Annotated in this window: 22 protein-coding genes and 1 tRNA gene; 18 read left to right on the forward strand and 5 right to left on the reverse strand. The window is 62.2% G+C overall.

What is annotated here, in order from left to right; genetic code table 11:
• The first annotated feature begins 94 nt into the window (after nucleotides 1–94).
• From O7A70_RS10235 to O7A70_RS10255, 5 genes are all read left to right on the forward strand, one after another.
• Nucleotides 95–778, forward strand: a complete 684-nt coding sequence (locus tag O7A70_RS10235) for a phosphoglycolate phosphatase (protein ID WP_337106919.1) — start codon at nucleotides 95–97, stop codon at nucleotides 776–778.
• A 139-nt stretch (nucleotides 779–917) separates the two neighbouring features.
• Nucleotides 918–992 (forward strand) — tRNA-Val (locus O7A70_RS10240).
• Between the two features lie 270 nt (nucleotides 993–1,262).
• Nucleotides 1,263–1,520, forward strand: coding sequence for a PepSY domain-containing protein (locus O7A70_RS10245; protein ID WP_337140285.1), 258 nt, complete (start codon nucleotides 1,263–1,265; stop codon nucleotides 1,518–1,520).
• A gap of 179 nt (nucleotides 1,521–1,699) precedes the next feature.
• Nucleotides 1,700–2,407: a lysozyme inhibitor LprI family protein gene (locus tag O7A70_RS10250; protein ID WP_337140555.1), complete on the forward strand. Its 708-nt coding sequence runs from the start codon at nucleotides 1,700–1,702 to the stop codon at nucleotides 2,405–2,407.
• A gap of 113 nt (nucleotides 2,408–2,520) precedes the next feature.
• Entirely contained in the window at nucleotides 2,521–2,997 is a 477-nt protein-coding gene (locus O7A70_RS10255; protein WP_337140286.1) for a hypothetical protein, read from the forward strand.
• 3 nt (nucleotides 2,998–3,000) lie between these two features.
• Here the strand turns inward: O7A70_RS10255 and O7A70_RS10260 are convergent, their stop codons facing one another.
• Entirely contained in the window at nucleotides 3,001–4,887 is a 1,887-nt protein-coding gene (locus O7A70_RS10260) for a L,D-transpeptidase family protein (protein WP_337140287.1), read from the reverse strand.
• Between the two features lie 210 nt (nucleotides 4,888–5,097).
• Nucleotides 5,098–5,844 (reverse strand): 3-oxoacyl-ACP reductase family protein, encoded by a 747-nt coding sequence (locus O7A70_RS10265; RefSeq protein ID WP_337140288.1) that lies wholly within the window; start codon nucleotides 5,842–5,844, stop codon nucleotides 5,098–5,100.
• Between the two features lie 100 nt (nucleotides 5,845–5,944).
• On the opposite strand from O7A70_RS10265, the gene O7A70_RS10270 reads away from it, so the two are divergent.
• The gene (locus tag O7A70_RS10270) at nucleotides 5,945–6,559 is read left to right on the forward strand and encodes a TetR/AcrR family transcriptional regulator (protein WP_337140289.1); all 615 of its coding nucleotides are present in this window, start codon (nucleotides 5,945–5,947) and stop codon (nucleotides 6,557–6,559) included.
• 64 nt (nucleotides 6,560–6,623) lie between these two features.
• The gene (locus O7A70_RS10275) at nucleotides 6,624–7,019 is read left to right on the forward strand and encodes a rhodanese-like domain-containing protein (RefSeq protein WP_337140290.1); all 396 of its coding nucleotides are present in this window, start codon (nucleotides 6,624–6,626) and stop codon (nucleotides 7,017–7,019) included.
• A gap of 8 nt (nucleotides 7,020–7,027) precedes the next feature.
• On the opposite strand, the gene O7A70_RS10280 is transcribed toward O7A70_RS10275, so the two are convergent.
• Nucleotides 7,028–7,939 (reverse strand): alpha/beta hydrolase, encoded by a 912-nt coding sequence (locus O7A70_RS10280; RefSeq protein ID WP_337140291.1) that lies wholly within the window; start codon nucleotides 7,937–7,939, stop codon nucleotides 7,028–7,030.
• A 47-nt stretch (nucleotides 7,940–7,986) separates the two neighbouring features.
• On the opposite strand from O7A70_RS10280, the gene O7A70_RS10285 reads away from it, so the two are divergent.
• Entirely contained in the window at nucleotides 7,987–8,439 is a 453-nt protein-coding gene (locus O7A70_RS10285; RefSeq protein ID WP_027142678.1) for a MarR family winged helix-turn-helix transcriptional regulator, read from the forward strand.
• 11 nt (nucleotides 8,440–8,450) lie between these two features.
• On the opposite strand, the gene O7A70_RS10290 is transcribed toward O7A70_RS10285, so the two are convergent.
• Both O7A70_RS10290 and O7A70_RS10295 read right to left on the reverse strand, forming a co-directional pair.
• Entirely contained in the window at nucleotides 8,451–9,062 is a 612-nt protein-coding gene (locus tag O7A70_RS10290) for a pyridoxamine 5'-phosphate oxidase family protein (protein WP_337140292.1), read from the reverse strand.
• A gap of 63 nt (nucleotides 9,063–9,125) precedes the next feature.
• Entirely contained in the window at nucleotides 9,126–9,479 is a 354-nt protein-coding gene (locus O7A70_RS10295) for a DUF971 domain-containing protein (RefSeq protein WP_337140293.1), read from the reverse strand.
• Between the two features lie 191 nt (nucleotides 9,480–9,670).
• On the opposite strand from O7A70_RS10295, the gene moaA reads away from it, so the two are divergent.
• The 10 genes from moaA to O7A70_RS10345 all read left to right on the forward strand — a co-directional run bounded on the left by moaA (nucleotide 9,671) and on the right by O7A70_RS10345 (nucleotide 17,521).
• Complete coding sequence (gene moaA / locus O7A70_RS10300) at nucleotides 9,671–10,666, forward strand: GTP 3',8-cyclase MoaA (protein ID WP_337140294.1); 996 nt, start codon at nucleotides 9,671–9,673, stop codon at nucleotides 10,664–10,666.
• 75 nt (nucleotides 10,667–10,741) lie between these two features.
• On the forward strand, nucleotides 10,742–11,194 hold the full coding sequence (locus O7A70_RS10305) for a hypothetical protein (protein WP_337140295.1): 453 nt from the start codon (nucleotides 10,742–10,744) through the stop codon (nucleotides 11,192–11,194).
• 135 nt (nucleotides 11,195–11,329) lie between these two features.
• The gene (locus O7A70_RS10310; protein WP_337140296.1) at nucleotides 11,330–11,689 is read left to right on the forward strand and encodes a hypothetical protein; all 360 of its coding nucleotides are present in this window, start codon (nucleotides 11,330–11,332) and stop codon (nucleotides 11,687–11,689) included.
• Between the two features lie 179 nt (nucleotides 11,690–11,868).
• Nucleotides 11,869–12,789 (forward strand): DMT family transporter, encoded by a 921-nt coding sequence (locus tag O7A70_RS10315; RefSeq protein ID WP_337140297.1) that lies wholly within the window; start codon nucleotides 11,869–11,871, stop codon nucleotides 12,787–12,789.
• Between the two features lie 54 nt (nucleotides 12,790–12,843).
• Nucleotides 12,844–13,476, forward strand: coding sequence for a molybdenum cofactor guanylyltransferase MobA (gene mobA, locus O7A70_RS10320; RefSeq protein WP_337140298.1), 633 nt, complete (start codon nucleotides 12,844–12,846; stop codon nucleotides 13,474–13,476).
• Nucleotides 13,473–13,982, forward strand: coding sequence for a molybdopterin-guanine dinucleotide biosynthesis protein B (gene mobB, locus O7A70_RS10325; protein WP_337140299.1), 510 nt, complete (start codon nucleotides 13,473–13,475; stop codon nucleotides 13,980–13,982). The genes mobA and mobB overlap by 4 nt, the downstream gene beginning before the upstream one ends.
• Before the next feature lie 159 nt (nucleotides 13,983–14,141).
• Complete coding sequence (locus O7A70_RS10330) at nucleotides 14,142–14,927, forward strand: ABC transporter substrate-binding protein (protein ID WP_027142669.1); 786 nt, start codon at nucleotides 14,142–14,144, stop codon at nucleotides 14,925–14,927.
• A gap of 73 nt (nucleotides 14,928–15,000) precedes the next feature.
• The gene (locus O7A70_RS10335; protein ID WP_337140300.1) at nucleotides 15,001–15,717 is read left to right on the forward strand and encodes an ABC transporter permease; all 717 of its coding nucleotides are present in this window, start codon (nucleotides 15,001–15,003) and stop codon (nucleotides 15,715–15,717) included.
• Entirely contained in the window at nucleotides 15,714–16,538 is an 825-nt protein-coding gene (locus O7A70_RS10340; RefSeq protein ID WP_337140301.1) for an ABC transporter permease, read from the forward strand. Before O7A70_RS10335 ends, O7A70_RS10340 begins: the two co-directional genes overlap by 4 nt.
• Before the next feature lie 113 nt (nucleotides 16,539–16,651).
• On the forward strand, nucleotides 16,652–17,521 hold the full coding sequence (locus O7A70_RS10345) for an NAD(P)-dependent oxidoreductase (RefSeq protein ID WP_337140302.1): 870 nt from the start codon (nucleotides 16,652–16,654) through the stop codon (nucleotides 17,519–17,521).
• The last annotated feature ends 7 nt before the right edge of the window (nucleotides 17,522–17,528 follow it).

A 17,528-nucleotide genomic window follows, 5' to 3' on the forward strand; every position in this document is an offset into this window, starting at 1 on the left:
TCAAAGCCTTTGGCGGCGGCCCCACCAGTCTGCTTGCCTTAAAGCGTCGCAGCCGCTATCGCCTGCCGATGCATAAACCTGCGCAGGATGGATCATGAGTCGCCCGATCATCGTGTTCGACCTCGATGGAACGCTGATTGACACGGCGCCGGACCTGCTCGACAGCCTCAACCACAGCCTGGCGGCCAGCCAACTGGCAGCCGTCGACGAAGCCGGCTTCAGACGCTTCGTCGGCCATGGCGGCCGGGTGATGATCGAACGGGCGCATGCCGCGCAGCAACGATCCCTCAAGGTTGAGGAGCACGACCGGCTTCTGAAACTGTTCCTCGATCACTACACCGACAATATTCCTGGCAAATCCCGCCCCTACCCCGGCGTGATCGAGGCGATTGCCCGCTTTGAGAAGGCCGGCTATCTGCTGGCCATCTGCACGAACAAATACGAAGCCAATTCGCTGGCGCTGATCGAAGCGCTTGGCTTGACCAGGCATTTCGCGGCAATTGCCGGGCAGGACACGTTCGCGTTCCGCAAGCCCGATCCGCGTCACCTGATCGAAACCATCAAACGGGCCGGCGGCGATCCGCACTGCGCCTTGATGGTGGGCGATTCGCAAACAGATATCGACACCGCCAAGGCCGCCGGCATTCCTGTCGTCGCCGTCGACTTCGGCTACACCGACCGTCATGTGCGCGAGTTCGAGCCCTCGGCGGTGATATCGCATTTTGATGCATTGACGCTCGATCTGGCGCAAGGACTGATCGGCGCCGCCGCACACTGAGCGCCGGCGATGAAAATGTCTTCGGAACGGCCCCTGGCGGGACCGCAAATCCGATCTGTGTGAGAACACCAGACACTGCCTTGACTTAACGGGCCGGCCTCCCTTATATCGCGGCTCGCTTGGCCTTCGGGCAACGAGCGGGCGATTAGCTCAGCGGGAGAGCACACCCTTCACACGGGTGGGGTCGCAGGTTCAATCCCTGCATCGCCCACCATCTGTTTGCTGGGCATCACATCGGCAGCTACAGTCCGCTCCTTCAGCGTTCTGCCTTTTTGCGCAGGCATTGAAACGCCGGGATGCAGGCAGGACGACGTGGCGCCAACGTTGCATGGCCATGAATATTGAAGCGGCTATCGTGGTTTTTGGCATAGGACGCTTGTCTTGCCGCAACTGCAAATCCTTGGATCGGTGACCCGGGATGCCCACATGCGGAACAAACCTGCATGGCAGCGAGTTTCTTTCCGTCGAAACTTGAGGGAAAACCATGTCCAGATTTCTCGTGGCGACCTCCGTCGCCGTTCTTCTCGCCGCCGGACCCGCCTTTGCCGCGGATGAAACTCCGCTGCCGCCACCCAATGCCAAGAAGCTGTCGGAGATCATCGCCAAGGTCGAGCAGCGTGACGGGTTTCGCTACGTGAAAGAGGTCGACTGGGACAAGGACGGTTACACCGTCACCTACTACACGTCGGACAAGGCAAAGGTCGAAATCGACTTCGATCCTGTGACGGCCGAACCAAAATAGGATTCGTAGGGATATCCTCGTCGCGAATGCGCTGCCTACGAGCATTCTCAACGACGAAACGGGAGCCCAAATTGTCCATCCTTGGGGTATGTTATGCGCCGGCGCAGGGCCGCGCCTTGGGCAATCCTGTTGGCTTGGGGACCATGATGCGATGTTTCGTTAGAACTTATTTGCTGTCTGTGCTCGCCATCGTCCCAGCCGGCACTTTCCTTGCTGTTTCTCCGGCGCGGGCCGATGGGCCGTCCTTCGACTGCGCCAAGGCAAGCCTGCCGGCGGAAAAAGCGATCTGCGCCGACCCGCAACTGTCGGCGATCGATCTGCTGGTTTCGAAGGCGTACAAGGGTTTCGAGCCAGCGTTCGGCGGCGACAAGCGCAAGATTGCCCGCGGGCTGGTCGCCGACCGCAATGCCTGCAAGAGCGATACGGCCTGTATCGTCAGCGCGCTCAACAACGCCTTGCAGACCTATGGGAATGCGCCATCCTGGGTGCAGGACTACAACGTCGCGCTGATTGGCAAGAAGGCGCTCGAAGGCGCCGGGCGAAACCCCGGGCGTAACGATCAGCCCTTGCCCTTAGCAATCGGCCAATGCGCATCGACGCACATCAAGACGCTTACCACGCGCCTCGGCGACGATCCGCTGGAAACGGCCAGTCCCGAAGCGGGCAGCGCGGCCACGTTCACCAATGGTGGCGGGGCTGTCTCCTATGACCGCGAGCCTGGATTGGCCGCCTCGAAGGTTGGAGAACCGGTCGTCATGTGCTTGATCTCGATTCCCAGGGACTGCCCCAAGGACGACGACCGTGGCCGGGTCTATTATTCCGTCGACCTCGTCGCGAAAGGCTCCTGGGCCCTGTCGGATTCGCAGCATATGTGCGGCGGCGCCTGAGTGACTGGTCCGCCTGCGTCGGGCCTCGACGCTGGCCAGGTCTTCCGTCTCCCCTTGCGTCAATTCGCCATTGATGGCTGACTGTAGGATGAACGGGCTTCACGGGGGTGGGCATGTCGACTGCGAAGCACTTGATGAAGCGCGTCCTGATGATGCTGGCCGGCTATCTTGTCGCCATACTGGTCGGGCTGATCGCCGTGGTGGCGATCTATGCGGCGCTGAGTTCTCTGCCCAACGCGCCCGCCTATTTCGACCTCATGGGCGTATCGCCGATCGCGGCCTTGGTGGTGCCGCCGCTCGGCATGTTCATCTATTTCCTGACGGTTGTGCTGACCGCGCCACAGACACTGATTTTCGCGCTGATCGCCGAGTTTTTCTTCCTGCGCAGCGCCCTGCTGCACATGCTCTTCGGCGCCGCCGCAGCGGCCGGCGGCTTCTTCCTGATCTGGCCGAGCGCGGCGGAGGACGTCGATCCGGAGCGCTGGGCCGATATCGGCATCATCGCCGTCGCCGGTCTTGTGGCCGGGCTGGTCTACTGGCTGATCGCCGGGCGCGACGCGGGTTTCCGGCGCCCGCTGTCAGAGAGTTAGCGATTAGCTCGAGGGTGAGCGCACCGCCTCGGTCGCATCCAGGGCCTGCTTTAGCCGGGAATCGCGGTCATAGACGTCGCTGAAATACTCGACCTTGCCGGACATGTCTGGCCAGGCGGTGAAATAGGCGACATAGACCGGGATTTTGCGCGTTACATCCTCGGTCGAGTGTCCGTGCTTCAGCTTCTCCGCGATATAATCGACCGAGGTGCCGAGCACCGCCGCCGCCATGCCGCGTGGATCTTGCAGGCGTACGCAGCCATGGCTGAGCGCGCGCATATCCTGCTTGAAGAACGATTTCTGCGGCGTGTCATGCATGTAGATCGCATGCTTGTTGGGGAACAGGATCTTCAGTTCGCCCAACGCATTGGCCTCGCTCGGCTGCTGGCGCACATTGTAGGGGATGTTGGCGCCATAAGCGCCCCAGTTCACTGCCGACGAAGGAATGCGCTTGCCGCGTGAATCCGTCACCTCGTAGCCGGCACGGTCGAGATAGCCGGGGTCGCCGCGCAACCTCGGCAGCATTTCGTTGACGATGATCGACTGCGGCACGCCCCAGTAGGGGTGGAAATCGACCTGCTTGATCTGATCGTAGAAGAAGGCCGTCTGGTTGGTGACCCGACCGACGACGGCACGCGTCTTCAGCTTTTCCTGGCCGTCGTCAATGTAACTTGCGGTGAAGGCGGGCTGGTTGATGAAAACACGCGGACTGCCGAGATCGGAAGGCAGCCAGCGCAGTTCTTCCAGCGCCACCTCGACCTTCAGCAGCCTGTCGGCCTTCGACGTCCCAGCCAGTGTGGCGACGGTGCGCGGTCCGATGACGCCGTCACCCTTCATGCCCTCCTTCTGCTGCACCGCCTTGATGAGCGGGACCAGCTCGGGAACATAGAGTTCGCTGGTTGCCAGCCGCGACAGGACCTCGCCATAGCTGCCGCCCATCTCGTCGTCGAGATTACGCGCGATCAGCGACAGGAGCTTTGGCAGTTCGGGGCTGGTTTCGCCTGGCTTCAGCAGCAGCTTGGGATCGACGACGATCTCGTTCTCGGCACTCGCCTGCAGCGATTCCAGTTCGACGCGCAGCGCCTGATACTCCGCATTCTGCGGATGGCGCGATTCCAGATATGTGCGAACTTCCTGTGTATGCGCCAGTGTCTTCAGCACGCCTATCATGTCGAGCGGCTTGGCCGGGAAATCGTAGTAGCCGGTCATACGATTGGGCTCGACACGGCCGCTCTGGGCGTCATGGGCGTAACGCAGGACGCGTGCCGACAGCGCCATCTCGAAACGGACGAGTTCCTTTAGCTTGGCTGCGTCGTCTGTCGAGGTCGAACTGGTGGCTGGCACGTCGACGGTGTAGTCGGCAGGCGTGAGGCCGTAGCTGGCAGCCTCGCCGAGCACCCGCAAGGCATCTTGCGCACGGTTGTTGGGGCTGGTTCCGCTCACCCAGATGAAATCCGGGTTGGCCGAGTAATAGGCGATCAGCGCCTTGGCGATGTCGGGCTCCGCGTAGAGTTCGTAGTCGCTGAGGCCGGCAATGGCATCGTGGAAGGCCGCACCGGTGGCCGAAGGAACGAAGGCGGCATCTTGCGGTGTCGCCGGCTGCGGCGCGGTCGCTAGCGTCGAGAAGTCGACACGCACCAGCCTGTCGGCCTTGTACGTATAGTATGACGGACCGCTGATCCTCACGCTACCGCCGCCGCTGCCGGCCGGCGCCTTCGGCTTGTGCTTTGGCGGAGGAGGCGGAAATTCGCCCTTCGGCTCATGCCTGATCCCGCCGCCGAACAGCATGTCGAAAAGCCCTTGGGCCCCTGCCTGAGGCATGCCGAAAGCCAGCGTCGCCGTAATCGCCACGAGCGGCATCACGGTTGCTTTTTTACCGAGGAATTTCATGGATCACCCGCTCCGGTCGCAACCGGTTCCCGTTCCGCACGCTAAACCGTCCCGCTCACCGCATGGCGGATGTAAGGCGCGACTATACCGATTCATACCGATTTCGTTAAGCTTTCATAAATTTCGGCAGGGCTGTTGCAGAACGGTTTCACAACATCGTGACGGCCGGCGCGACCGAACTGTCGCCCCGGCCACGGGAAGCCTCGCGCCTCAAGCGTTTGCGCCGCCGTCGATGGTCAGCGCGGCTCCGGTGACGAAACGGCCCTCCGGTCCGGCGAGCCAGGCAACCATGCCGGCGATATCCTCCGCCTTGCCGAATCGCGGGGTCGCCATCTTCTGGCGCTGATGGTCGGCATGCGGGCCGTCGGCCGGGTTCATGTCGGTATCCGTCGAGCCGGGATGGACGACATTGGCGGTGATGCCGCGTGCCCCGAGGTCGCGGGCCAATGCCTTGGTCAGGCCGACCAGCGCCGCCTTGCTGGCCGAGTAGGCTACCAGGCTGGTGTCGGTGACCCGCTCGGCCAGATTGCTGCCGATCGAGATGATCCTGCCGCCCTCGCCCATGTGTCTTGCCGCCGCTTTCGAGGCGATGAACGGCGCCCTCAGATTGACCGACATGGTTTCGTCGAAATCGGCAAGCGACAGCGTATCGATCGGCGCCGCACGCCAGATGCCGGCACTGTTGACCAGGATGTCGAGCCGGCCGAAGGCGGTCACCGCATCGGCAACCGCCTGGTCTATGGCCTCGACATCACGGTTGTCGGCCTTGATCGCGATGGCGCGACCGCCCTTGGTCTCTATCTCGGCGACGACGGACCGAGCCAGTTCCTCTCCATGCAGGTAGGTCAGCGCGACATCGGCCCCGTCTGCCGCGAGCCTTCGCGCGATTGCCGCGCCGATACCGCGGCTGCCTCCGGTGACGAGTGCCGCCTTGCCGTTCAAACTTCCTGATGACATCGATTTCTCCATTTATGTAGCGATTGATACATAAATATCTGCCAACCTTGCCCAATCGCGTCAACTCATTTATGTATCGATCAACACAGAAAAGAGCGTCATGTCGGAAAGAGGCCGTCCCCGCACGTTCGATCGAACCGCGGCCCTGCGGCGCGCGATGGATGTATTTTGGGCCAAGGGCTATGAAGGCGCGTCGATCAGCGATCTCGCCGCCGCGATGGGCATCAATTCGCCGAGCCTCTATGCCGCCTACGGTAGCAAGGAGGCCCTGTTCCTCGAGGCGACCGATCTCTATTCCCGCGTGGAGGGCGCCGACATCTGGACCGCGCTGGAAGCGGCGCCAACGGCGCGCCTTGCGATCGAGCGGTTTCTGCGCCGCACTGCAAAGGCCTATTCGCAGACGGGTCGCCCGCAGGGCTGCCTGATTGCTCTGGGTGCGCTGCACGAAGACTCGAGCCGAGGCGCGATCTGCACGGATTTGCGGCGCCGCCGCGCCGAGAATCTTACCGCCCTGAGGAAGCGTCTCGAGCGCGGCGTGGCCGAGGGTGAACTGCCCGCCGGATTCGATTGCCGTGCCGCGGCGACCTTTTTCGCAACGGTCCAGCACGGCATGTCGATCCAGGCGCGCGACGGCGCTTCCCGGGCCGCCCTGCTGGCGACGGTAGCCGGGGCAATGGCCGCCTGGAAGACCATGGCCGGCACTGTCGAGGCGTGACAAACACAGTTCGTTGTGCTCGAAATCCGCCTTGCCAGCAAACCTGCGGCCGGGAGGGACGACAGTGAAAAAAGGGTATCGCGAACTGCTGGATGAGGCCAACGCCGAGATCGAAGTGGTCTCACCCGAGGAGGCGGCAGGACTGCTTGAAGACGAAGACACCATTTTCGTCGATCTGCGCGATCCTCGAGAGATCGAGCGTGACGGCAGAATTCCCGGCGCCAAGCATGTCACCCGTGGCATGCTGGAGTTCTGGATCGATCCCGAAAGCCCCTACCACAAGGCCTTCTTCGCTTCGGGAAAAAGCTTCGTCTTCTTCTGCGCCGGCGGCTGGCGTTCGGCGCTGGCCACAAAGACGGCGCAGGACATGGGGCTTTCGCCGGTCAAGCACATCCTCGGCGGCTACACGGCCTGGAAAGCGGCCGGGTTGCCCGTAGAGCCGGGGGAAAAGAAGAAATAGCCTGAAGCTCAGTGGAGCAGCGACGGCCCGCGCTGCGTGGCCACGAAGTCGACGGCGCGTTCAACCACACCCTTGTCGACCAGAATGCGGCGATGGCCGAGCCCGTCGGCCCAATGCAACCGCACATGATCACCGGCGCCGGCATAGCGTCGTGCGTGTTCAGCCGGCACCTCCCGGTCGTCAGGCGCGTGGATGACCAGCGTCGGCACGGGCGCCTGGGCAAGCTGGCGGTCACCGGTGAATTCATGCAGCGGCCGGCCGGAGAGATATTCGACGCGGTCAGCCATCGCCAGTTGCGAGCGGGGACCGACATTGAGCATGCGGCTGAAGTCGGCGAAGATTGCCGGCAGTGAGCTTGGCGCCGCGATCAGCACAAGACGTGCGGCCGCCAGTGGCAGGATGTCCTTGACGGAGCCGGCGATGGCATTGGCGGCAACGGCGCCTCCGAAGGAATGGCCGACGGCGGCAACGAATGGCCCGAACCATTCGCCGGCCACTCTTGCGGCTTCGACGGCGTTGACCATGTTGAGGTGCCTGCCCTGCGAATGGCCATGACCGGGAAGATCGAGCGAGACGACCTTATGGCCGGCAGCGCGAAACCCTTCGATCAGCACGCGCATATATTCGGTACGCGAGCGCCAGCCGTGGATGATGAGAACGGTGCCGGCAGGCTCGCGGCCCGGCTCGGGGCGGAATTCATGCACCATGACGCAGCCGGTCGCGGTCTTCAGCCGGTGATGCCGCGCCTCGGCCATGAACTCGGCGGCGCGGTCGATTGCCCGGCGCTCGCCGTCGGTGAGCGTCCTGGTGCTTGGCGTACGGCAGAACAATTCGAAAGCCGCGCGTCCGGTGATGCGCGGCGCGACATGTTCGGCCGCACCAAACACACCTCGGATGACCTTCAGCCCGAATGATGCCATAGTCAGAATCCATCCATACGTTCAAGCATGAACATAATAGTTCAAAGATGAACAATAAACAAGAGCTACCCTGGGACAACCCGCGTTTTCGCAACTGGGTCGCGGTGGCGCGCGCCTGCCATGTGCTGGAGCGCACGCTGGCGGTGAAACTCGCGCCGCTCGATCTGAAGCCGGCGCAGCTCGACGTGCTGATGAATCTCTACCGCCATCCCGGCATGTCGCAGCACGACCTTGCCCGCAAGCTGCTCGTGGGCCGCTCCAACATTACCATGTTGTTGCCGCAACTCGAGACACGTGGCCTGCTGCGGCGCGAAGGCGACGAGAAGGACAAGCGCGTCTTGCGGCTTACGCTGACCGAAGCCGGCGAGGCGCTGCTGATGCAGGCGCTGAAAGTGCATATGGCGCTGATCGAGAAGGCGATGAGCCAGTCGACGCCGGAGCAATGCGACATGATCGGCGATCAGATGCGCAAGATCTATGACGTGCTGAACGAAGCGTGAATTTCAGTAGATCACCACATCGATTTTTTCGCCCGTTCCGGCCATTCCCTGTCGTAGCTTTCGCCGTCGATATTCTTGCGGCTGGTGATTTCCAGGATCTTTCCGGGTGTCGGCAGCGACTTCGGATCGACATGTCTCTCCGGGTTCCACAGCTCCGACCGCACGATCGCCCGGGCGCATTGGAAATAAACCGAATCGACATCGATCACGGTGACCGAACGCGCCGGCTTGCCGTCGACCATGAACGACGCGCACAGGGCTGCATCCGTGGTGATATGCGCCCGGCCGTTGATGCGCAGCGTCGTGCCGGAGCCCGGCACCAGGAACAGCAGGCCGACGCGCGGGTCGCCGATGATGTTCTTTAGCGAATCGGCACGGTTGTTGCCGCGCCGGTCCGGCATCATCAGCGTTTTCGCATCGACGATGCGCACGAAGCCCGCGAGATCGCCGCGCGGCGAGCAGTCCAGCCCCTCCGGACCGCTGGTCGCGAGCGCGACGAAGGGCGAGGCTTCGATAAAGGCTGCGTATTCGGGAATGACATGGTCGAGTTCCTTGACCACGGAGGCTTCGCCGGGCAATCCGTAGAGCGCTTCGAGTTGTTCGACTGTGGTGATCACCGACATTTTCCGTCTCCCGATCCGCCGCCCCTACTCCCGGCACATGACGTTTTGACGACGCAACGGCGGCTAACGATCGCGGCTCAAGCCCTTCTCGGCGAGCTCCGCGAGATAGGCGTTCCAGCGTGCGTCCTTCTTGTGGCCGAGCGTGTGCAGGTAATTCCAGGTGAAGATGCCGGTGTCATGGAAATCGTCGAAGGTGATGCGCACGGCGTAATTGCCCACCGGTTCGATCTTCAGGATGGCCACATCGCGTTTGCCGGGAACCGTCACTCTCTGTTCCGGCGAATGGCCCTGCACTTCCGCGGAAGGCGATGCCACGCGCAGCAATTCCGCCGGCAACTCGAACGGCTGATGGCCGGGAAACGTCACGGTGAGCAGCTTGCGGTCCCTGGAGACCCTCAGTTCTTTTGGCGCTGTCATGGTCGATCCTGCCTGAATGCCCTTCCCTACGCTGCTTCGCCCCCTACGCAAAGGCGTCAACGGTGTCCGACACGCAATGTCGGTCGCGGAATGTTACCAAGGATCGAGGCAAGCTATCTTGAATGGCGGGCTGGATCGTATCACATAGCTATATATAACGATGCCGATAGCGGCCACGGAAACGTTCGAACATGAACATGATCGACCCCTTCGGTCGCACGATCAGTTATCTCAGAGTGTCGGTCACCGACCGCTGCGATTTCCGCTGCACCTATTGCATGGCGGAGGACATGGCCTTCTTGCCCAAGAAGGACCTGCTGTCGCTGGAAGAACTCGACCGGCTCTGCACCGTGTTCATCGAAAAGGGTGTCAGACGGTTGCGCCTCACCGGCGGTGAGCCGTTGGTGCGCAAGAACATCATGCATCTGGTGCGCCAGCTTTCGCGGCACCTCGAAAGCGGCGCACTGGAAGAACTGACGTTGACCACCAACGGCTCGCAGCTTTCGCGCTTCGCCGCCGAACTCGCCGATTGTGGTGTCAAGCGCATCAACGTTTCGCTCGATACGCTCGATGCCGACAAATTCCACGCCATCACCCGCTGGGGTCATCTCGACAAGGTCATGGCCGGCATCGACGCGGCTCAGGCGGCGGGACTGAAAGTCAAGCTCAACGCGGTGGCGTTGAAGGATTTCAACGACGCCGAGCTGCCCGAAATGATGCGCTGGGCGCATGGCCGGGGCATGGACCTGACCGTCATCGAAACCATGCCTATGGGTGAGATCGATGCCGACCGCACCGACCAGTATTTGCCGCTGTCGCTGCTGCGCGCTTCGCTCGAGCGCCAGTTCACGCTGACCGACATCCCGTTCAAGACCGGTGGCCCGGCCCGCTACGTCCATGTCAGCGAGACCGGCGGGAAACTCGGCTTCATCACGCCGATGACGCATAATTTCTGCGAAAGCTGCAATCGGGTCAGGCTGACCTGCACGGGCACGCTTTACATGTGCCTTGGCCAGGAGGATGCGGCCGATTTGCGCGCGCCGCTGCGCGCGTCCGAAGGCAACGAACTTGTCGCCGATGCTATAGACGAAGCAATCGGCCGCAAGCCGAAAGGCCATGACTTCATCATCGATCGCCGCACCAGCCGTCCGTCGGTGTCACGGCATATGAGTGTCACGGGCGGCTGACCTTCTCGTCTTTTTGTGCGAGAATTGCCCTGCAATCATCGGCTTCGGGCAGACATGCGGTGGCTCTTTTCGATCGTGACATCTCTCGCCGTGGCCTCGGCGAGCACTGCGTTTGCCGCGCAATCCACCTACGTGAACGAGCGCTTCGGCACCGTCTGCACCTTTCCCGACGATGTCTTTACCGATCGCCAGCCCGAGCCTGAGAATGGCGACGGGCAGGTGTGGCTGAGTGCGGACAGCGCCAGCCTGACATGCTCCGGCATATTCAATGTCGATGACGACACGCCGAAGGGATTCATTGCCGGCGAAAGAGCGAGCAACGAGCCGGGCTACGAGGTCACCTACAGCAAGGCCGGCAAGGACTGGGCGGTGCTGTCGGGCGTGAAGGATGGAAAGATCTTTTACGAGCGGCGGCTGTTTGGCAGGGATGGCGTCATCCGCACGGTCTGGATCGATTACCCACCGGCGCTGAAATCGAAATATGACCCGCTGGTCGGCGCCATCGCCGGCAGCCTAAAGGGGCCATGAACGGGGGGCGCATGAGCATTTTAGTCACACCGCAAGCAAATCTTTGTCCGCAAATGCCGGTCTGATTTACTGGTGACGGTTTCCCGCCTAGCCTCCGTTCCCTAGCGGCTCATCGCTTTCCCGGGGGATAACATCATGCGCCAACTTCTTCTGTCTTTCGCCTTGCTCGGCTTGACCGCCCTGCCCGCGGCTGCCCAGTCGATCGGCGGCACTTACATCGTCGCCGGCACCAATTTCGACGGTTCGTCCTATGACGGCGAAGCCACCATCACGCTGACCAGCGGGACCACCTGCGCGATTCATTGGGAGACGGGCGGCTCATCCTCCGATGGTATCTGCATGCGCAACGACAACGCATTCTCCGCCGGCTACGCGATGGGCAAGGATATCGGCCTCGTCGTCTACAAGGTCGAGGATGACGGGTCGCTGCATGGCCTGTGGACCATCGCCGGCAAGGACGGCAACGGCACCGAGGTGCTGACGCCGAAGAAATAGCGATCGCCTCGGTTGTACAGGTGTCGGGAGGCAATGCCGCCTTCCGACAGAATTCGTGCCTGATCCAGGATGATTTCACGCCGGCGACGATGGGTATCCGGTCCTGGCCTAGCCCTTTGCTGTTGCTGTTTCGTTGCGGGCTGTTACAGGCTTGCCTGCCAAAGCAACCGGTTGATGTCTTGCCCCTTTCCCCAAATCTTCGCGGCGCGTTGTTCATGGTGGTGGCGATGGTTGGCTTCACGCTCAACGACGCCATTACCAAATACTCTTCCCAGTCGATGAACATGGCGCAGGTCATGCTGATCAGAGGGGCGTTCGCCTCGCTCTTCGTCGGCCTGCTGGCCTGGCAACGCGGAGCGCTTGTCCAGCCTCGCCTGATGCTGCAGCCGCTGGTGGCGATCCGTGTGCTGAGTGAAGCGGGCGCTACCGTGTCCTTCCTGATCGCCCTCGCCCATTTGCCGATCGGCAGCGTTTCGGCCGTCTTGCAAGCACTGCCGCTGGCGGTGACGATGGGCGCGGCGCTGTATTTCGGCGAAGCGGTCGGCTGGCGGCGCTGGTTGGCGATCGCTATCGGTTTTGCCGGGGTTATGATCATCGTGCGGCCGGGTTTCGAGGGCTTCAGCGTCTATTCTCTGGTGGCCCTGGCCAGCGTCGCGTGCTGCACGGTGCGGGACCTCGCCACCAAGCGCATCCCCCGGGCCGTCCCGACGATGCTGGTATCAACCGCCACCGCGCTTGCCATGACCGTCGTCGGCGCGTTTCTGTTGACGCCGATGGGCGGCTGGACACCGATGACAGGCAAAAGCACGGCGCTGCTGGCACTGGCGGCAGTGCTGGTGCTCATCGGCTATCAATTCATCATCATGGCGATGCGTTCGGGCGAGATCTCCTTCATCGCGCCGTTCCGCTACACCGCGCTCCTCTGGTCGATACTGCTTGGCCTGATCATCTTCGGTGACATACCGGACATGCCGATGATCGCCGGCGCAGCAATAGTCGTCGGCTCGGGCCTCTATGCGCTTTATCGCGAGCGCATCGTCGGCCGGCGAAGGATCGTCGCCGAAAGCACCGGCCCGGCCATGGCGCCGGAAGGACTCTAGCACTCCCTTGAAGCCGCTTGCGATTTCCCGCGGCTGGCGTACAGGCTGGATGGCATGAAGCGCGATGTCGCGGGGATCATTCTGGCCGGTGGCCAGTCGAGACGAATGGGCGGTGGTGACAAGGCGTTGTTGCCGCTGGGCGGCGGCTGCGTGCTTGACCAGGTCCTGTCGCGGTTTGGTCCGCAGTTCGAGACCCTGGCGCTTAGTGCCAACGGCGACCCGGCACGGTTTGCGCGTTTCGGGCTGCCGGTGCTGGCCGATACCGTTGAAGGCTTTGCCGGGCCCCTTGCCGGTATCCTCACCGGCCTGGAATGGGCCGCTGCCGGCAGGCCTTGCAAGGCGATCGTCACCGCTGCCGGCGACACGCCTTTCCTGCCGCTTGATCTCGTCGATCGTCTGGCGGCGGCAGTCGATGAGCGTCCCGGTTCGATCGCCGTCGCTTTCTCGTCAGGCAGGCGGCATCCAACCTTCGCGCTATGGCCGACCGGATGCCGCGAAGCCTTGCGGCATTTCCTGGTCGACGAGGACAACAAGCGGGTTTCGGCCTTCATCGAGCGGCACGACTATGTCGAGGTGGAATTCCCGTTCCTGCAATCCGCCGGACAACCAATCGATCCTTTCTTCAACATCAACGTGCCGGACGATCTTGCCCTGGCCGCGCGCCTGTTGCAGAGCATGACGCCATGAACAGACGCGTCTTCGGCATCACCGGCTGGAAAAACTCCGGCAAGACCACACTCACCGAGAAGCTGGTCGCCGAGCTTGTGCGGCGCGGCTGGAAGGTCTCGACGGTCAAACACGCCCATCATGATTTCGACATCGACAAGCCAGGCGCGGACAGCTTCCGCCATCGGCAGGCCGGCGCAACCGAGGTTGCGATCGTGTCGGGCAATCGCTGGGCGCTGATGCACGAGTTGCGTGGCGAGCAAGAGCCGCCGCTGGACGCGATCCTCTCGCGGCTCGCCCCGTGCGACATCGTGCTGGTCGAAGGCTACAAGCGCGAATCCCACCGCAAGATCGAAACGAGGCGACTGGAAGCGAAGGACCGGACGCCGCTTGCGGCGGGTGATCCCAATATTGTCGCCGTCGCCGCGGATTTCGCCATCACCGACAAGAGCCTGCCGGTGTTCGACCTCGACGACGTAGAATCCATAGCCGACTTCATCGAGCGCACGACCGGCCTCGTTGCTTGAGATGTAACGTAAGGGCAGAATCCCATTACCGATTTTGGCGGTTTTGCAGTTGCTTTTTTCTTGGAAAGAGTGGGAGTATCGGCCTAGCGGGCGGTCAAAAAGCACCGCCCCACAGAGCCGTTTCGGAACGACGGCCGGGACCATAAAGAGAGGACTATCATGCGTATTGCACTGCGTATCGCGCTCGCCGCATCGGCTGCGCTGCTGACGCTCGGCGTAGCCCAGGCCCAGGAAAAGACCCTGCGGATCGGCACCGAAGGCGCCTACCCCCCATTCAACAACCTCACCGCCGATGGCCAGCTTGTCGGCTTCGACATCGACATCGCCAAGGCGCTTTGCGATGAGATGAAGGTCAAGTGCACCTTCGTCGCCCAGGATTGGGACGGCATCATTCCCGCACTTCAGGCCGGCAAGTTCGATGCCATCGTCGCCTCGATGTCGATCACGCCGGAGAGGAAGGAGAAGGTCGACTTCTCGCACAAATACTACAACACGCCGTCGGCGCTCGCCGTGCCGAAGGATTCGCCGCTGAAGGGCGTGACCAAGGAAGACCTCGCCGGCAAGAGCATCGGTGTCGCCACCACGACCACCCATTTCAACTATGCCTCGAAGACCTACACCGACAGCACCGTCAAAGGTTATCCGAGCAGCCCCGAGGAGCAGGCAGATCTTGCCAATGGCCGTCTCGACGCTATCGAGGACGACATCGTCGTGCTGCAGCAGTGGCTTGATTCGCCTGACGGCGCCTGCTGCAAGATCCTCGGCCAGCCATCGCCGCAACCGGTCGAAATTTTTGGCCCTGGCGCCGGCATAGCCGTTCGCAAGGGCGAGACCGACCTGGTCAACAAGCTGAATTCCGCCATCGACGCCATCCGTGCCAACGGAAAATATAAGGAAATCAACGACAAGTACTTCAAGTTCGACGTCTACGGCGCCGAGTCCTGATCTTCATTGCCAAGGCGGCAGGGGTCTCCTGCCGCCTTTCATCTCAGGAGCGCCGTGGGGATAAGACCAGTCAATGCCAGCCCAAAGCATATGGACACTGCTGAGTTGGGGACCCGAGGGCTGGAGTGACGATATTGCCTATGGCGCGTTGGTCACCATCGCGCTTGCCCTTGCGACGCTGCCGATCGGCCTGACGATCGGCTTTTTCATCGCCTGGGCCAAGCAGTCCGAAGAACCGTCGCTGCGGGTGGCCGCCAACATCTACACCACCGTGTTTCGCGGCCTGCCGGAACTGGTGACGTTGTTCCTGTTCTTCTTCGGCATGCCCATCCTGCTGCAATATGTCATCCGCCTCTTCAAGCCCGAGGCGACGGTCGACGTCGACAGCTTCATCGCCGGCATGATTGTGCTGTCGCTGATCTTTTCCTCCTACGCCAGCGAGGTATTCCTCTCCGCCTTTCGCGCCATTCCCAAGGGCCAGTATGAGGGCGGCTACGCGATCGGCCTGTCGACATGGCTGACCATGCGCAAGGTGATCCTGCCTCAGCTGCTGCGCATCGCCTTCCCCGGCCTCGAGAATTGCTGGCTCAGCCTGCTCAAGGACACCGCCCTGGTCTCGGTCGTCAACCTCGCCGAAACCCTGCGCAACGCGGGGGTGGCGGCGCGTGTCACGAAACACGCGTTCCTGTTCTACAGCGTCGCGGCCCTGGTTTTCCTCGTCCTGGCGATCCTGTCGTCGATCGCGACCGGGTTCATCTTGCGTTCGTTGGGACGGAGGGAGGCACGATGAGCGTCAGCCAAGCTATGTCCGTTGACCGGCCGCCGCCGCAGGCACGCGGCTGGCCGCGCACCCGTATCGTCGGGTACGCGCTCGTCGGCCTCTGGATTCTCTTCGGCCTCGGTATCCTCGCCTATCTCATCTATGCCTGGAACGGCGAGTTCTTTGCCAGATATGCGCCTGCCTATTTGCAGGGGCTGTGGACCACGCTGTCGCTCGTTGCGATTTCGATGGTGGTCGGTGCGATCTTTTCGCTGCCCGTCACCTATGGCCGCATGTCGAAGAGCCGTTTCCTGTCCGGCCTTGCCTATTGCTATGTCTATTTCTTCCGCGGCACGCCACTGCTGGTCCAGGTCTACCTCGTCTACTATGGGTTGGGTTCTTTCCGGCTGCAGCTCGAATCCATCGGGCTGTGGTGGTTCTTCCGCGAGGCCTTCAACTGCGGCGTCTTCGCCTTTGCGCTCAACACCGCGGCTTATCAGGCCGAGATCCTGCGCGGCGCCATCGAAAGCGTGCCCAGGGGCCAATGGGAAGGAGCCGCCTCGCTCGGCCTTCACAAGCTGCAGACGCTGCGCAAGGTTGTCCTGCCGCAGGCGTTCATCGTGGCATTGCGGCCCTACGGCAACGAGCTGGTTCTGATGATCAAGGCTTCGGCGATCGTCGCCATCATCACCGTCTATGACCTGATGGGCAACGCGAAGCTCGCCTACGCCAAATCCTTCGATTTCCAGGCCTATGTCTGGGTCGCCATCGTCTATCTTGTGATGGTCGAAATCCTGCGCCACGGCGTCGAATGGATCGAGCGCCGGATCACGATCCACCTAAAGCGCTGAACCGTTCCTGATCGGCCTGTGCCAGTCGATGCGGCGGTGCGCGCCTTGACGAATTCGTCGCATGGCCTAGAGCTTCCGCAGCTGAAATCTCTGTTTCGCCGGAAGGACAAGGCATGGCATCGGTGGCATTTCTCGGTCTTGGGGTCATGGGCTATCCCATGGCCGGACACCTGAAGAACAAGGGCGGCCACGACGTCACCGTCTACAACCGCACCCAAGCCAAAGCCGAACAATGGGTCACCCAACATGGCGGCAGCCTTGCCGCGACGCCGGCCCAGGCCGCCGAGGGCAAGGATTTCGTCTTTTCCTGTGTCGGCAATGACGATGATTTGCGCTCGGTGACCACGGGGTCGGAAGGCGCCTTCAAGGCGATGAAGAAAGGCTCGGTCTTCATCGACAACACCACGGCGTCGGCTGAAGTCGCGCGCGAACTGGCGCAAGCCGCGCAATCGGGCGGATTCTCATTTCTCGACGCACCGGTCTCCGGCGGTCAGGCCGGCGCCGAGAACGGTGTGCTGACCGTCATGGTCGGTGGCGATGAGGCTGCGTTCGACAGGGCCAGGCCGGTCATCGACGCCTTTGCCCGCATGGTTGGACTGATGGGGTCGGCGGGCGCCGGCCAGCTCACCAAGATGATCAACCAGATCTGCATCGCCGGACTGGTACAGGGACTGTCGGAAGGTATCCATTTCGGCAAGAAGGCCGGGCTCGACATCGAAAAGGTCATTGAGGTGATTTCCAAGGGTGCGGCCGGTTCGTGGCAGATGGAAAACCGGCATAAGACCATGAACGCCGGCAAATATGATTTCGGTTTCGCCGTCGACTGGATGCGCAAGGATCTCGGTATCTGCCTGGCGGAAGCCGACCGCAACGGCGCCCGGCTGCCGGTGACCGCGCTTGTCGACCAGTTCTACAAGGACGTGCAGGCGATGGGCGGCAAACGCTGGGACACGTCCTCGTTGCTGGCCCGGCTGGAAAAATAGGATCGCG

It is taken from the genome of Mesorhizobium sp. Cs1299R1N1, from assembly GCF_037179655.1.
Taxonomy (GTDB): domain Bacteria; phylum Pseudomonadota; class Alphaproteobacteria; order Rhizobiales; family Rhizobiaceae; genus Mesorhizobium; species Mesorhizobium salmacidum.

Coding starts and splice junctions, on each gene's coding strand:
- O7A70_RS10280 (WP_337140291.1), bottom strand. CDS start 7,939: ATGGCATCATTCGGGCTGAAGGTCATCCGAGGTGTGTTTGGTGCGGCC.
- O7A70_RS10245 (WP_337140285.1), top strand. CDS start 1,263: ATGTCCAGATTTCTCGTGGCGACCTCCGTCGCCGTTCTTCTCGCCGCC.
- O7A70_RS10270 (WP_337140289.1), top strand. CDS start 5,945: ATGTCGGAAAGAGGCCGTCCCCGCACGTTCGATCGAACCGCGGCCCTG.
- mobB (WP_337140299.1), top strand. CDS start 13,473: ATGAACAGACGCGTCTTCGGCATCACCGGCTGGAAAAACTCCGGCAAG.
- O7A70_RS10345 (WP_337140302.1), top strand. CDS start 16,652: ATGGCATCGGTGGCATTTCTCGGTCTTGGGGTCATGGGCTATCCCATG.
- moaA (WP_337140294.1), top strand. CDS start 9,671: ATGAACATGATCGACCCCTTCGGTCGCACGATCAGTTATCTCAGAGTG.
- O7A70_RS10335 (WP_337140300.1), top strand. CDS start 15,001: ATGCCAGCCCAAAGCATATGGACACTGCTGAGTTGGGGACCCGAGGGC.
- O7A70_RS10310 (WP_337140296.1), top strand. CDS start 11,330: ATGCGCCAACTTCTTCTGTCTTTCGCCTTGCTCGGCTTGACCGCCCTG.
- mobA (WP_337140298.1), top strand. CDS start 12,844: ATGAAGCGCGATGTCGCGGGGATCATTCTGGCCGGTGGCCAGTCGAGA.
- O7A70_RS10285 (WP_027142678.1), top strand. CDS start 7,987: ATGAACAATAAACAAGAGCTACCCTGGGACAACCCGCGTTTTCGCAAC.
- O7A70_RS10235 (WP_337106919.1), top strand. CDS start 95: ATGAGTCGCCCGATCATCGTGTTCGACCTCGATGGAACGCTGATTGAC.
- O7A70_RS10295 (WP_337140293.1), bottom strand. CDS start 9,479: ATGACAGCGCCAAAAGAACTGAGGGTCTCCAGGGACCGCAAGCTGCTC.
- O7A70_RS10255 (WP_337140286.1), top strand. CDS start 2,521: ATGTCGACTGCGAAGCACTTGATGAAGCGCGTCCTGATGATGCTGGCC.
- O7A70_RS10330 (WP_027142669.1), top strand. CDS start 14,142: ATGCGTATTGCACTGCGTATCGCGCTCGCCGCATCGGCTGCGCTGCTG.
- O7A70_RS10260 (WP_337140287.1), bottom strand. CDS start 4,887: ATGAAATTCCTCGGTAAAAAAGCAACCGTGATGCCGCTCGTGGCGATT.
- O7A70_RS10290 (WP_337140292.1), bottom strand. CDS start 9,062: ATGTCGGTGATCACCACAGTCGAACAACTCGAAGCGCTCTACGGATTG.
- O7A70_RS10340 (WP_337140301.1), top strand. CDS start 15,714: ATGAGCGTCAGCCAAGCTATGTCCGTTGACCGGCCGCCGCCGCAGGCA.
- O7A70_RS10265 (WP_337140288.1), bottom strand. CDS start 5,844: ATGTCATCAGGAAGTTTGAACGGCAAGGCGGCACTCGTCACCGGAGGC.